Genomic DNA, 13,050 nt, shown 5'->3' with positions numbered 1-13,050 from the left:
ACAAAATGTCGGCTGCGCGATGTAGATTTATTCGGAGAATATAATGGAATTGTTAGTATCTCTTGCTTTATTAGTTGTTGGTTTAATTATTGGCTTTTTTGTAGGTCGCTTTTTTCAGCAAAAGCAGGGCGCAGGCAGTGCTGCACAAACTGAGAAGCAAGTTAAAGAGATCCTTGCACAGCAAGCACAGCATCACATTCATCAAACTCGTCAGAGTTTAGAGAGCATTGAAAGTCAGTGCGAAACATTAAAGCAACAGATTGATGAGTACGAAACACTGCTCGAGCAAGGCGGTGAAGAAGAAGGCAGCAAAGTCCCGTTCTACGGGGAGCAAGCCACAACCTATTTACGTAATAATCTAAAAGGTTCAGATAAGTCTAAAGTTAACCGTGTTTCTGACACACAGCCAAAGGACTTTGCAAACTCAGGTTCTGGGTTGTTCGTCGGTGGTTCTGAGCAGAATAACGCAGAAAAACAGTAACATCGGGAACTTTATCACGACCTCGGACTCTTTTAGTGAAACCATGCTATGTCGCATATAACATGAAGGAGTGTAAGCGAACATGAAAATGTCTTTCCGCCATTGTCTATTGGCGTCTGCCGTTGTTGTAAGTTCACTGGGCTTTACTGCTAACACACAGGCGGCGTTACCGTTCTTTTCAGATAAAAAAGATGAAGTTCCCTCTCTAGCACCCATGCTGGAAGAGGCGACGCCTGCCGTAGTAAGTATTGCTGTAGAAGGCACGCAAACTTCTACACAGCGTGTACCAGAAATGTTTCGCTACTTCTTTGGTGCACCGCAAGAGCAAGTTCAGGAACGTCCTTTCCGAGGTCTAGGTTCTGGGGTCATAATTGATGCGGACAAAGGTTACGTAGTAACCAATAACCACGTAGTTGATAACGCGGATGAAATCACCGTCAAATTAACGGATGGTCGTGAGTTCAAAGCGAAGAAGCTGGGTTCAGATGAACAAAGCGATATCGCGCTACTGAAAATTGATCCGGACGATTTGAAAGCACTGCCATTAGCCGACTCAGATGCCCTGCGTGTGGGCGACTTTGTGGTAGCAATTGGTAACCCATTTGGTCTATCGCAAACAGTCACCTCAGGTATTGTTAGCGCATTAGGTCGTTCAGGTTTAAACATTGGCGGGTACGAAGATTTCATTCAAACTGACGCCGCAATCAACCGAGGTAACTCGGGCGGTGCACTGGTTAACCTACGTGGCGAACTCGTTGGAATTAACACCGCAATTTTTGGTCCCAACGGCGGAAACGTTGGTATCGGCTTTGCCATTCCAGCAAACATGATGAAGAGTTTAGTTGATCAGATTGCTGAGTTTGGTGAAGTAAGACGCGGCCTGTTAGGTATTCTTGGTAGTGACATCGATGCGGGTCTGGCTGAAGCCATGAATGCTGAGGTTAACATTGGTGCATTCGTTAGTGAGGTGCAGCCTGATTCAGCAGCAGAAAAAGGTGGAATTCAAGCGGGTGATATTATTACCGCTATAAATGGACGTAAACTTAACAGCTTCCAAGAGTTGCGAGCTAAGATTGCAAGCATGGGGGCCGGCGCTGAAGTTGAGCTTACTGTTATGCGCAAAGGTAAGAAAATGAAGGTAGATGTGGTGCTAGATGATGCGGCAGATACCACTGTTACTGCGGCTCAAATACACCCAGCGCTTGAGGGTGCAACGCTCGCAAACGGTACTGATGACGCGGGTAATGCCGGTGTTGTAGTGTCTGACATTGAACGTGGTGCACCAGCGGCGCGCATTGGTTTACAGTCTGAAGACGTGATCATAGGTGTTAACCGAGTTCGCACATCTACCGTGGCTGAGTTCAGAAATGCACTAGATGAAGCGAAAGGTGTTATTGCGCTTAACGTGAAACGCGGTAATTCAACATTGTACTTGGTTATCAGACAATAGCTTTAGGCTAGATTGAAAGTTTGACTAATAGAAAACGGCGCTTCTTTAAAGCGCCGTTTTTATTTGAATACTAGAATATGGCAAACGTGAACAGTTTGTCTGACACCATTGAAGGGAAATGATAATTCAAATTCGATTGCACTAAATTTGCTTTTCATTACGGTAGTTTATTCAATTAAGTGATATCCTTTATGTTAAGAATGATAATTTAAAAACGTCGCGCTTTTTTATGATGTCGCACCACAAAAATAGTGCGTTTAGAGTAAGTGCGACAGAAAACGATAAGTGTGACTTGTGACTGGCCGCTCAATAATAAATTTCTTATTAAAATCTGTTCTCCTCGGCGTTGCCGTTGCAGCGTTGCTTTTGATTTTTGTTCCAGAACTTCGACAAGGTAAAGGGCTGGCTCAAGGCTTTTTCACTGATGTATCAGTAAGTGCTAATCGTGAAAGCTATTTCACTGCGCTCAGCCGCTCTGCACCAGCCGTCGTCAATATTTATAGCGTAAGCATTGAGAATGGTTCCGGGCTTTTTAGAAATCAATCGCGCGGTCGAACTAACTTGGGCTCTGGCGTGATCATGACTGAAAACGGCTACCTACTTACGTGTCACCACGTAGTTGCAAACGCCGACAGCATTTACGTAGCAGTTCAAGATGGCCGTATTCTTGAAGCACAAATTATCGGTACAGATCCGCTTACAGACCTAGCGGTTCTAAAAGTTACTGCAGATAACCTTCATATTATTCCTCAAGTCCCAGAACCAGATACTCATGTAGGTGATGTGGTAATGGCTATCGGTAACCCATTCGACTTAGGTCAGACAATTACGCAGGGGATCGTAAGCAGAGCAGGACGAAACGGACTTTCCAACTATGTGGATTTTATTCAGACTGATGCGGTACTCAACCAAGGTAACTCCGGCGGAGCATTAGTAGATAGCAACGGCATATTGTTGGGTATTACTAATGCTAACTTCCAAGTTCTCGATTCAAATAACCGCGTCCGCAATGTAGACGGAATTAACTTTGCGGTACCTTATGAACTTGCTAAACGGGTAATGGATGAAATTATCAGTAATGGCCGTGTAATACGCGGTCAGCTCGGCTTCGTAGGTGGTGAAAATCGCAACCGTCCTGGCATCGATGTGTCGGCGGTAGCAAAGGGTAGCCCAGCAGACATCGCTGGCATTCGTCCCGGCGACATCATAGTAGCAATTGACGGAGTAAGACTGGAAAGTGCGTCTAAAACCTTAGATATGATTGCTGAAACAGAGCCGGGCACAGAGCTTGAGATTGAACTTAGCCGAGACGGTACCTCTTTAACCTTAACAGCTACGGTTGGAGAACTTCGCGCGAGTCAGTAGAAGTCTGTTGTTTCACTTTATCGATAAAAGAAAAGCGCCAAAAGGCGCTTTTCTTTTATCTGAATAACGACTTCTCGCTTATTCTTTCACTCGCTCGATATTTGCACCTAAACCTCTGAGCTTTTCTTCAATAGCTTCATAACCACGGTCAAGGTGATAAATACGATTCACATGAGTTTCCCCATCTGCGATGAGACCGGCTATAACCAAGCTTGCTGATGCGCGAAGGTCAGTTGCCATAACGGGCGCACCTTTTAAGCGTGAGCTTCCTTTCGAAACAGCAGAGTTAGCCTCTAGCGCTATCTCAGCACCCATGCGCTGTAATTCAGGCACATGCATAAAACGGTTTTCGAAAATGGTCTCGGTAATAACACCTGTGCCTTCTGCAACACAGTTTAAAGTAACAAACTGGGCCTGCATATCGGTAGGAAAAGCTGGATGAGGGGCGGTTTTTACCCTCACTGCCTGTGGCTTTCGCCCTTCCATATCGAGTTCAATCCAGTCATCACCAGTCGTAATTTTAGCGCCAGCTTGCTCTAGCTTGTCTAGCACGGCATCTAACGTATCAGGCGCGGCATGGGTACAGCGAACCTTTCCGCCAGTAACAGCAGCAGCAACAAGGAAGGTCCCCGTCTCAATACGATCAGGTAGCACGGCATAGTCACAGCCGTTTAGCGTTTCCACTCCTTCAACAGTAATTTTGTCACTTCCAGCGCCACTAATTTTTGCGCCCATTTGAATAAGGCAATTTGCTAAATCTACAATTTCAGGCTCGCGTGCAGCGTTTTCTAGCACCGTCGTACCGTCTGCCAACGCCGCAGCCATAAGCAAGTTTTCTGTGGCGCCAACACTTACCATATCCATAAAGATGCGCGCGCCTTTTAAGCGTCCGTCAACTTCTGCACGAATATAGCCTTCATCAACTTCTATTTTAGCGCCCATTTTTTCAAGGCCAGTTAAATGAAGATTGACCGGGCGAGCACCAATAGCACAGCCACCGGGTAAAGACACGTTTGCCTTACCCTGTTTCGCAAGTAGAGGGCCTAGAACTAAAATAGACGCTCGCATAGTACGCACTAAATCATACGATGCAGTCACGCTCTCCAGCGTACTCGAATCAATAACGATGTCGTTAGGTGCAGGTTGAGCAATTTCGACGCCCAGCTCGCGTAATAGCGCAGTGGTGGTATTGATATCGCGAAGACGAGGAACATTAGTATATCGACAAGGAGAGTCAGTAAGCAGGCTTGTCATCAACAATGGAAGAGCCGCATTTTTAGCACCAGAAATACGAACCGTGCCGTTTAGCGCTGGGCCCTTTTTTATTACAAGTTTATCCACAAGCTGCGCCTATTATTGAGGGATATTGAACTGGCGCTCGCGCTCCCAGTCCTTAACCGAAAACGTCTTGATTGTGATTGCGTGCATGCTGCCATCTGCAATCTTATCAGCTAAGGGCGCATAAACAGCTTGCTGACGCTTTACGCGGCTCATTTCATTAAACGCATCGCTTACAGCAATAATATTAAAATGCGATCCCTCTCCTTTCACATGTACTTCGTGAAGGTCTAAGGCATCTTTCAAGATTTTTTCAATTTCAGACAATTCCATAACTTACTTCTTAATTCGCTAACTGGTGTTTATTCTACAGGTAAAAAGCTATCTGCATTGCTGATTTTTGCAAGCTTTTGAAGCTTTTCCGGTATTTTGCTGAGTGTTATGCTAACACCATTTTGTTCTGCATCCCTAACGGCATTGATAAGCCACGCCAAACCGGCACTGTCTGCACGTTCGACATCGTTCAAATCCAGAGTGCAACGTTTGTTTTGCTGCAGGGTGCCTCGCTCGTTACTGCTCAGGCTTTCCCAGAAATTCTTTGACAAAGTGTCACGGTCAAGTTGACCGTGAACAATCACGTTACCTTTGTCGTTTATCTCAAAGAGGCTCACTCAGCCTCTCCCTCGATTTCAATCGGCTCACCTTGTTTTAATTCAACCGGCTTACCAATTTTATCGCGCATTAAAGCAATCACAGAATCTATGCCTTCTTGACGAAGAATTGATTCGAACTCGCTACGCTTACTATTCAACATGCTAATGCCTTCGGCAACCATGTCGTACGCTTTCCACTCATTCGTTTTACTGTCTTTACGCACTTTAAACGCAATTTTAATTTCTGGACGGCTGGGGTCTTGTACTACGGCACGCACCGTTACTGATTTTTTATCATCAAAAGATGACTCTGGCTCGAATATCACCTCTTGATTATCGTAATACCCCATCGCAACTGCATAAGAAGTAATTAAATATTGTCGAAACACACTGATGTATTCGCCCATTTTCTCTTGAGGCACCGATTTAAAGTGTTTACCCAACACCATAAATGCCGCAAATTTATAATCGATATGCGGCACTAGTTCCTCTTCCATGATCGTACGAAGCATTTCTGGATCGGCTTTGATAGCCTCCTGATTAGCCTTAATACGTTCAAACGTACGATTTGCTACATCCTGCACCAATTCATACGGGTTTTGCTCATTCACTTCTTGCGCATTCACTACGCTCGTTATCGACATCATAAAGATGCCAATGGCTGCTATGATCTTTTTCAAAATTTTATCTCCTACCTTCAAACTCTGTTTAGCAGACCTGATTACCGTCAAATTAGTTTCATCAAGTTGCTGTAATTCATTGGTAACTGTATGCTGTGCAAGCAATATAATGGGCAACGATTAGTTTTCGTCACTACCGCGGTTAAACAAGAACTGACCAATCAAATCTTCAAGAACCAACGCTGACTTAGTATCTTGCAGGTAATCGCCATCTTGTAAGTTTGCCACACCGTCAAACGAGAACCCTGGCTGAAAACCAACGTACTGCTCGCCTAATAAGCCTGAAGTCAAAATAGATACTGAACTGGTTTCAGGAAAGCCGTTGTATTCGTTGAGGATAGATAGCTCTACCACAGGAGTGAAATCTTCCTGGTCCAAAGAAATTGACGACACACGACCAACCGTAACACCACCTACTTTCACTGCAGATCTTGGTTTCAGCCCGCCAATATTGTCGAACTTTGCATATAACGTGTAGGTGTCACCTTCGGTCGCTACCGTTTGATTTGCCACTTTAAGTGCTAATAGTAACAATGCACCTATTGTAAGCATGACAAACATACCAACCATCACTTCCGTTTTATACTTACTCATTCCTAACCCCTACTCGATACCAAACATAAGGGCGGTAAGCACGAAGTCCAGCCCTAATACTGCTAATGATGAATAGACCACTGTTTCAGTAGTCGCTTTGCTGATCCCTTCCGATGTCGGAATAGAATCGTAACCTTTAAATATGGCAATCCACGTCACAACTAAGGCAAACACGAGGCTTTTTATTACGCCGTTTATGACATCTTGGTTCCAATCTACTGTTGATTGCATAATTGACCAATAGCTGCCCGCATCAACGCCCAACCAATCCACGCCGACCAAATGCCCGCCTAGGATACCAATGGCGCTAAAAATAATCGCCAGCATTGGCATGGCAATCATTCCAGCCCAAAAGCGAGGAGCCACAATACGCCTAAGCGGATCTACCGCCATCATTTCTAAGCTGCTTAATTGCTCTGTGGCTTTCATTAAGCCTATTTCAGCTGTCAACGCTGAGCCAGCACGACCAGCAAACAACAATGCAGTCACAACCGGGCCCAGTTCCCGCAGTAGCGACAAAGCCACCATAGGACCTAAGCTCCCTTCAGCGCCATAATCAACCAAAATTGTATAGCCTTGGAGCGCCATCACCATGCCAATGAACAAACCAGATACCATGATAATTAGGAGCGACTGCACGCCTACAACATAAAGCTGCTTGATCACTAACGGAATATTTTTAACGCGAGGAACTGCCACTAGCGCACCGAACAGCATTAATGTGGCACGTCCAATTGAAGTTATTTTAGCGATCGTTTTTGCACCGACTGACTGGAAGTACTTCATTTATCGCCCCCCAAAAAACTCGTTTTCAAATCAGGTGCAGGGTAGTGAAATGGCACTGGACCATCTGCTTTACCTTTTAAGAACTGTTGTACCAGCTCAGAATCACTTTCTTTGATTTCTTGAGCCGTACCCTCACCTATTACGCGCTTATCAGCCAGTATATAAATATAATCTGCAATAGTGAGTACTTCGGTTACGTCATGAGTAACAACGATACTTGTTAGGCTAAGCGCATCGTTAAGCTCACGAATAAGCTTTACTAAGACCCCCATGGAAATAGGGTCTTGGCCTGCAAATGGCTCGTCATACATGATTAAATCAGGATCAAGCGCTATCGCTCTTGCAAGTGCAGCCCTGCGCGCCATACCACCAGATAATTCGCTTGGCATAAGTTGAGCAGCACCGCGCAATCCCACAGCCTGTAGCTTTAAAGCGACAATGGTCGCGATAATATCTTCAGATAACTTGGTATGCTCGCGAAGCGGAAACGCAACATTGTCGAACACGCTCATGTCGGTGAAAAGTGCGCCGCTCTGAAACAGCATACTCATTCTTCGGCGCGTGTTGTAAAGGGACTTTCTCGACATAGAAACAATCGAGTCACCATCGAATCTCACGTCGCCTTCATCTGGCGTTAACTGCCCGCCAATAAGGCGCAGCAACGTTGTTTTACCTATACCACTAGGCCCCATTACCGCAGTAATTTTACCTTTGGGTACTTTGAGCGAAATGCCGTCATATATAACGCGGTCAGCACGCTTGAAAGTTAGGTTATCTACTTCAACTAAATGATCCATAAGTACTTAAATGTCGACCCCTGACGAAAGAAAGTGGCTGTAAAAATTTCACCCACACTGCACTTTTAAAAGAGTAATTGAATAGGTTGCCTAGCGTATTCAATTTCTATGCCTTAAACATTTTACTGTAAATGTATACTCTTGAGTTTACTTTAAGAACACATAATACCAATAAAGTTTACTCGGCAGTGTAGTTTATCAACACGATTGGTAAAAAGTCGTGGCTGGGCGATGTGATTTAGTGTCATTGTACGCTTTTTCAAGCCCCTCGCAAAAGTCAAAAAGTTACAAGTTATGTTCGATTAAGACGAATGTAAGGTCACGCGCGCTCAAGCGCACTTCTTATATAAGACAACAAGTCGAAAGTGAGTGAGCACGTCTATCGTATTTGATAGTTTGTTAATGGAAACTGAACACCAACATGCAGTGTTGCTGCTATCGCTGCCAATCAAAGGCAACGAACGAGGACTAATTTGTCGATTTACTCTTCATTTAACACAGGTTTTTACCATTTCGCAGCATTTGATAAAAATAAAGTAATGCGAGCATAGGCAAATGGCACTCTTTTTGCGACAATCTAGCGAAATACTTTTTATTACAGGTTGTTGTGCTTTTAAACATCGTCATTTTTCTTATTGGGCTGATTGTACTTAGTTGGAGCGCTGACCGTTTTGTTTATGGTGCTTCAGCGCTAGCAAAGAACATCGGTATTTCACCTATGATGATCGGTTTAACGATTGTCGCTATGGGGTCTTCTGCGCCTGAAATCGTGGTATCCGCCATTGCCTCTGTAAATGGTAATATGAATACCGCTGTAGGAAACGCGCTGGGCTCGAACATTACCAACGTCGCTCTTGTCCTTGGCATAACAGCATTGGTTAAGCCGCTGATTGTTTCATCAACAACGTTAAAGCGAGAGCTTCCGGCTCTTCTTATTATTTCCCTTATTGCTATCGGCTTTTTGTTCGATGGCGAACTTAAGTCTTACGAGGGCATTATTCTACTTGCTCTGTTTATTTTTGTATTAGCCATGATGGCCTGGCTGTCGCTACAAGTAGACAAAGAAGACCCGTTGATAGCTGAAACAGCTGACGAAATACCTAAAGGCGTTTCAAATACATCTGCGCTTATATGGATTGGTGTGGGTCTGGTCATTTTGCCCCTGAGTGCACATTTTTTGGTGAACTCCGCTGTAGAAATTGCAAGGTATATGGGGATATCTGACTTGGTGATTGGTTTAACTATCATTGCTTTTGGCACCAGCCTTCCAGAACTTGCTGCAAGCATTGCCGGCGTACTCAAAGGTGAGGATGATTTAGCCCTTGGTAATATTATTGGTTCTAATATCTTCAACCTGCTCGCCGTACTTGGAATGCCGGGGTTAATAGCGCCAGGCTTGTTGGATCCAGATGTCTATAATCGAGATATGTACGTAATGCTTGGACTAACGCTACTGCTATTCTTGTTCAGCTTTGATTTAATCGGTAAGCGTACAATATCAAGAACGAATGGATTTATACTTCTTGCTTGCTTCATTGGCTACCAATTCTGGCTGTTCGGATAATCATGAATACACAAACTCAGATGAACTATATCGACTCAGCAAAACGCGTTATCGACATTGAAACGCACGCTATAGCGAACCTTGCAGAACGTTTAAACGACAATTTTATTGCAGCATGCGATATTCTATACCACTGCAAGGGAAAAGTTGTTGTTAGCGGAATGGGGAAATCTGGGCATATAGGAAACAAAATCGCTGCCACGCTGGCAAGTACAGGCACACCCGCTTTTTTCATGCACCCTGGTGAAGCCAATCATGGTGACTTGGGAATGTTGAGTAAGGGTGATGTTTTATTAGCTATTTCTAATTCTGGTGAAACAAACGAATTAGTTAACTTGCTGCCAGTCGTTAAAAGACTGGGAATTCAAGTGGTAGCGATGACAAACAGCGCGTCAAGTTCATTAGGCCAACACGCTGATGTAGTGCTCGATATCAGTGTGGATAAAGAAGCCTGCTCATTAGGCCTAGCCCCTACATCAAGCACCACGGCCACCTTAGTTATGGGCGATGCGCTTGCTGTGGCTCTTCTCGATCAGAAAGGGTTCACGTCTGACGATTTCGCATTGTCACACCCGGGGGGGAGTCTAGGAAGAAAGCTGTTGCTTAAAGTGCATGACATCATGCTTACTGGTAGCGATATTCCGCTTGTTAGTTTGAATGCTTCAGTGGCTGACGCACTTCTTGAAATTTCCAAAAAAGGCCTTGGGATGACGGGCGTTATTGCCTCTGATGGTACACTTACTGGTGTATTCACTGACGGTGATTTACGCCGAATTCTAGACGCTCGTATTGACGTTCACGGTGCCTCGGTTGAAAGTGTAATGACAAAAGGCGGTAAAACAACCACTTCTGAGCAACTCGCTGTAGAGGCGCTTAACTTGATGGAAGCCCATAAAATCAGTGCGCTTATGGTAACAGATTCTCAGCGCAAACCCGTGGGAGCCTTTAATATGCATATGCTACTCAAAGCGGGAGTGCTATAAATGCCAGCAACCTTATACACAGAAATGAATGACACACTTTTCACTCAACTATCGAAGATTAAATTATTGGTATGTGATGTGGATGGTGTGTTTTCAGATGGCCGAATTTATTTAGGCAATGCGGGCGAAGAACTAAAGGCCTTTCATACGCGAGATGGCTACGGCGTCAAAGCCTTGGTAAGCCATAATGTTAATGTCGCTGTCATCACGGGTCGTCGTTCAGCCATTGTTGAAAACAGAATGAAAGCATTGAATGTGGCGCACATTATTCAAGGTGAGGAAAACAAGGCCGAGGCTTTGAGCGCACTAATGGAAAATCTCGAACTAAATGCCGATGACGTGGCAGCAGTTGGCGATGATATGCCTGACACAGGTATGTTTAAGCATGTAGCAGTCAAGATTGCGGTTGCCGATGCGCATCCTTTTGTCGCTAAACAAGCCAACTGGATTACCACACTCCCGGGGGGGTTTGGTGCGGTTCGTGAAATATCGGACACCATTTTACAAGCCAAGGGTGTGGCGAATGAAATATTCGGAGCAAGTGTATGAGCCAATTTGGCTTTAATCGCTTAGGACTCAGTATATCTTCGCTTTTTATTCTAGCGATGTTGATGTATGTACCAACATGGATGGAAGAGGAGCCAGAAGCGCAGAGCAGTGGTGAAAATGACGCATTAAAGCCCACTTATAAAGCGAAAAATTTAACCACGACCCTCTACAATCAAGAGGGGGAGCTGAACCATAAGGTTTTTGCTGAATCAATGGAGCATTACGACCAACTAGGTTTTGTCTTGTTTCAACAACCTAGATATACCCTTTATACCGAAAATGCAACGTCTCCTTGGGTTGTTACGGCTAAAGAAGGCACACTCTACAACAACGAGCTTATTCAGCTGGAAAATCGCGTTGTTATTGAGAACCAAACGAGCGATGATTTTGTCCAAAGCTTATCAACCGAATATATTCAAATAAATTTGGACACCAAACAAATGACTTCTGACCAGCCCGTTGAAATACAAGGTACTCAGTACGTTATTTTGAGCAATGGGTTTAACGCGAATTTACGCACACAAGAATACGAGCTATTAGATCATGTACAAACCACTTATTCCCCTAGCAACTAGCCTTTTTCTTGCCATCGCTAGCGGTGCGGTGATCGCGAGCGAAGACGACTTTTCGCAGCCCATAAAAATAGGTTCAAACACCCAGTTTATTGATGGGAAAAACAAGACTGCACTTTATAAAGAAGACGTTCTCATCACACAGGGTTCACTACTGATTGAAGCGGACGAAGTTGAAGTTATCGCCAGTGAAGGTAGCGGTCGTGAAATTTTCATCGCTAGAGGCAAACCGGCGAGCTACTCTCAAACTTTAGAAGACGGCACGCCTGTTTCGGCAAAAGCCAATGAAATTCGTTACGAGGTTATTAACCGCACCATTTCTCTCGCTGGCAATGCCGAACTTCAGCAAGACACGAGTAAAGTGCAAGGTGACAACATTACATTTGATATGATTACCGAGCAATTGCTTGCTACTGGCGGCAGCGGAGAAGATGGTGAAGGTCGCGTTACGACGGTATTTACGCCTGACACCATTCGTAAAACATCGAAAAAGCAAGACAAAGATAGTGAGGACAACAAATAGCCATGGCCACTCTTAGCGCAACTAACCTTGCTAAGGCTTATAAATCTCGTCAAGTGGTGAGAGACGTTAGCCTTTCTGTTTCTACAGGGCAAATTGTTGGTCTTCTTGGTCCAAACGGCGCTGGTAAGACCACCACGTTTTATATGATTGTAGGTCTGGTACCCCTGGACAAAGGCAAGATTGAAATTGACGAAAACGAGCTCACTCATCAACCCATGCATGAGCGCGCACGCCGCGGAATTGGCTACCTTCCACAAGAGGCATCAATATTTAGAAAGTTGACCGTTCACGAAAATATCATGGCAATTTTGCAAACTCGTAAAGATTTAAATTCACACCAGCAAGAAGAAGAAGCTGACGCACTACTTGATGAATTTAATATCAACCATATACGTAATAGTGCGGGTATGAGTTTGTCGGGTGGTGAGCGACGCCGGGTGGAGATAGCACGAGCGTTAGCGGCAAATCCACAATTTATTTTATTAGACGAACCATTCGCTGGTGTTGATCCAATATCAGTTAATGATATAAAGAAGATAATACAACATCTTCGTGATAGAGGAATTGGTATCCTTATCACTGACCATAACGTACGAGAAACATTGGATGTTTGCGAAAAAGCGTACATTGTGAGTCATGGCGAGCTTATTGCGCAAGGAACAGCGGAACAGGTTTTAAGTAATCAAAAAGTAAGGGATGTATACCTAGGCGAACAATTCAGGCTATAGTTAATGTAACCGAATTGTCATTTTTCAATTTCGCTCTGGTATATTCA

16 protein-coding genes are annotated in these 13,050 nt (G+C 44.4%); 9 read left to right on the top strand and 7 right to left on the bottom strand.

The window, feature by feature from the left end:
* The first annotated feature begins 43 nt into the window (after positions 1–43).
* The 3 genes from ACM0P2_RS03665 to ACM0P2_RS03655 all read left to right on the top strand — a co-directional run bounded on the left by ACM0P2_RS03665 (position 44) and on the right by ACM0P2_RS03655 (position 3,296).
* On the top strand, positions 44–481 hold the full coding sequence (locus tag ACM0P2_RS03665; RefSeq protein WP_105930657.1) for a ZapG family protein: 438 nt from the start codon (positions 44–46) through the stop codon (positions 479–481).
* An 88-nt stretch (positions 482–569) separates the two neighbouring features.
* Positions 570–1,931, top strand: a complete 1,362-nt coding sequence (locus ACM0P2_RS03660) for a DegQ family serine endoprotease (protein ID WP_159118472.1) — start codon at positions 570–572, stop codon at positions 1,929–1,931.
* A 294-nt stretch (positions 1,932–2,225) separates the two neighbouring features.
* Entirely contained in the window at positions 2,226–3,296 is a 1,071-nt protein-coding gene (locus tag ACM0P2_RS03655) for a trypsin-like peptidase domain-containing protein (protein WP_105930658.1), read from the top strand.
* 78 nt (positions 3,297–3,374) lie between these two features.
* Here the strand turns inward: ACM0P2_RS03655 and murA are convergent, their stop codons facing one another.
* From murA to mlaF, 7 genes are all read right to left on the bottom strand, one after another.
* Positions 3,375–4,637 (bottom strand): UDP-N-acetylglucosamine 1-carboxyvinyltransferase, encoded by a 1,263-nt coding sequence (gene murA, locus ACM0P2_RS03650; protein WP_159118423.1) that lies wholly within the window; start codon positions 4,635–4,637, stop codon positions 3,375–3,377.
* A gap of 12 nt (positions 4,638–4,649) precedes the next feature.
* Complete coding sequence (locus ACM0P2_RS03645) at positions 4,650–4,907, bottom strand: BolA family protein (protein ID WP_012517351.1); 258 nt, start codon at positions 4,905–4,907, stop codon at positions 4,650–4,652.
* Positions 4,908–4,936: 29 nt separating this feature from the next.
* Complete coding sequence (locus tag ACM0P2_RS03640; RefSeq protein WP_159118422.1) at positions 4,937–5,245, bottom strand: STAS domain-containing protein; 309 nt, start codon at positions 5,243–5,245, stop codon at positions 4,937–4,939.
* A complete protein-coding gene (locus tag ACM0P2_RS03635; RefSeq protein WP_105930845.1) occupies positions 5,242–5,907 on the bottom strand; it encodes an MlaC/ttg2D family ABC transporter substrate-binding protein in 666 nt (221 codons plus the stop codon). The genes ACM0P2_RS03640 and ACM0P2_RS03635 overlap by 4 nt, the downstream gene beginning before the upstream one ends.
* A 120-nt stretch (positions 5,908–6,027) precedes the next feature.
* A complete protein-coding gene (mlaD, locus tag ACM0P2_RS03630) occupies positions 6,028–6,501 on the bottom strand; it encodes an outer membrane lipid asymmetry maintenance protein MlaD (protein WP_105930661.1) in 474 nt (157 codons plus the stop codon).
* A 9-nt stretch (positions 6,502–6,510) separates the two neighbouring features.
* A complete protein-coding gene (gene mlaE / locus ACM0P2_RS03625) occupies positions 6,511–7,287 on the bottom strand; it encodes a lipid asymmetry maintenance ABC transporter permease subunit MlaE (protein WP_105930662.1) in 777 nt (258 codons plus the stop codon).
* Entirely contained in the window at positions 7,284–8,084 is an 801-nt protein-coding gene (mlaF, locus tag ACM0P2_RS03620) for a phospholipid ABC transporter ATP-binding protein MlaF (RefSeq protein WP_105930663.1), read from the bottom strand. Before mlaF ends, mlaE begins: the two co-directional genes overlap by 4 nt.
* Positions 8,085–8,691: 607 nt before the next feature.
* On the opposite strand from mlaF, the gene ACM0P2_RS03615 reads away from it, so the two are divergent.
* Genes ACM0P2_RS03615 through lptB form a run of 6 tightly spaced genes read left to right on the top strand, consistent with a single transcriptional unit; the run spans position 8,692 to position 13,003 of the window.
* On the top strand, positions 8,692–9,648 hold the full coding sequence (locus ACM0P2_RS03615) for a calcium/sodium antiporter (protein WP_419227278.1): 957 nt from the start codon (positions 8,692–8,694) through the stop codon (positions 9,646–9,648).
* Positions 9,649–9,650: 2 nt separating this feature from the next.
* Positions 9,651–10,631: a KpsF/GutQ family sugar-phosphate isomerase gene (locus tag ACM0P2_RS03610; protein ID WP_419227277.1), complete on the top strand. Its 981-nt coding sequence runs from the start codon at positions 9,651–9,653 to the stop codon at positions 10,629–10,631.
* Positions 10,632–11,180 (top strand): 3-deoxy-manno-octulosonate-8-phosphatase KdsC, encoded by a 549-nt coding sequence (gene kdsC, locus ACM0P2_RS03605; RefSeq protein ID WP_120960760.1) that lies wholly within the window; start codon positions 10,632–10,634, stop codon positions 11,178–11,180.
* Positions 11,177–11,755: an LPS export ABC transporter periplasmic protein LptC gene (gene lptC, locus ACM0P2_RS03600; RefSeq protein WP_159118419.1), complete on the top strand. Its 579-nt coding sequence runs from the start codon at positions 11,177–11,179 to the stop codon at positions 11,753–11,755. Before kdsC ends, lptC begins: the two co-directional genes overlap by 4 nt.
* Complete coding sequence (gene lptA, locus ACM0P2_RS03595; protein ID WP_159118418.1) at positions 11,724–12,275, top strand: lipopolysaccharide transport periplasmic protein LptA; 552 nt, start codon at positions 11,724–11,726, stop codon at positions 12,273–12,275. The genes lptC and lptA overlap by 32 nt, the downstream gene beginning before the upstream one ends.
* 2 nt (positions 12,276–12,277) lie before the next feature.
* Complete coding sequence (gene lptB / locus ACM0P2_RS03590) at positions 12,278–13,003, top strand: LPS export ABC transporter ATP-binding protein (protein ID WP_105930669.1); 726 nt, start codon at positions 12,278–12,280, stop codon at positions 13,001–13,003.
* Positions 13,004–13,050 lie beyond the last annotated feature (47 nt).

Source organism: Alteromonas sp. OM2203 (assembly GCF_048517045.1).
GTDB lineage: Bacteria > Pseudomonadota > Gammaproteobacteria > Enterobacterales > Alteromonadaceae > Alteromonas > Alteromonas gracilis.
Note: the sequence above shows the minus strand (reverse complement) of the source record. Positions and strands in the feature narration are given on the sequence as shown.

Excerpts from the sequence above, each read along its gene's own strand:
- lptC (WP_159118419.1), top strand. The coding sequence starts at position 11,177 with ATGAGCCAATTTGGCTTTAATCGCTTAGGACTCAGTATATCTTCGCTT.
- ACM0P2_RS03645 (WP_012517351.1), bottom strand. The coding sequence starts at position 4,907 with ATGGAATTGTCTGAAATTGAAAAAATCTTGAAAGATGCCTTAGACCTT.
- lptA (WP_159118418.1), top strand. The coding sequence starts at position 11,724 with ATGTACAAACCACTTATTCCCCTAGCAACTAGCCTTTTTCTTGCCATC.
- ACM0P2_RS03610 (WP_419227277.1), top strand. The coding sequence starts at position 9,651 with ATGAATACACAAACTCAGATGAACTATATCGACTCAGCAAAACGCGTT.
- ACM0P2_RS03660 (WP_159118472.1), top strand. The coding sequence starts at position 570 with ATGTCTTTCCGCCATTGTCTATTGGCGTCTGCCGTTGTTGTAAGTTCA.
- mlaF (WP_105930663.1), bottom strand. The coding sequence starts at position 8,084 with ATGGATCATTTAGTTGAAGTAGATAACCTAACTTTCAAGCGTGCTGAC.
- lptB (WP_105930669.1), top strand. The coding sequence starts at position 12,278 with ATGGCCACTCTTAGCGCAACTAACCTTGCTAAGGCTTATAAATCTCGT.
- kdsC (WP_120960760.1), top strand. The coding sequence starts at position 10,632 with ATGCCAGCAACCTTATACACAGAAATGAATGACACACTTTTCACTCAA.
- ACM0P2_RS03665 (WP_105930657.1), top strand. The coding sequence starts at position 44 with ATGGAATTGTTAGTATCTCTTGCTTTATTAGTTGTTGGTTTAATTATT.
- mlaE (WP_105930662.1), bottom strand. The coding sequence starts at position 7,287 with ATGAAGTACTTCCAGTCAGTCGGTGCAAAAACGATCGCTAAAATAACT.
- mlaD (WP_105930661.1), bottom strand. The coding sequence starts at position 6,501 with ATGAGTAAGTATAAAACGGAAGTGATGGTTGGTATGTTTGTCATGCTT.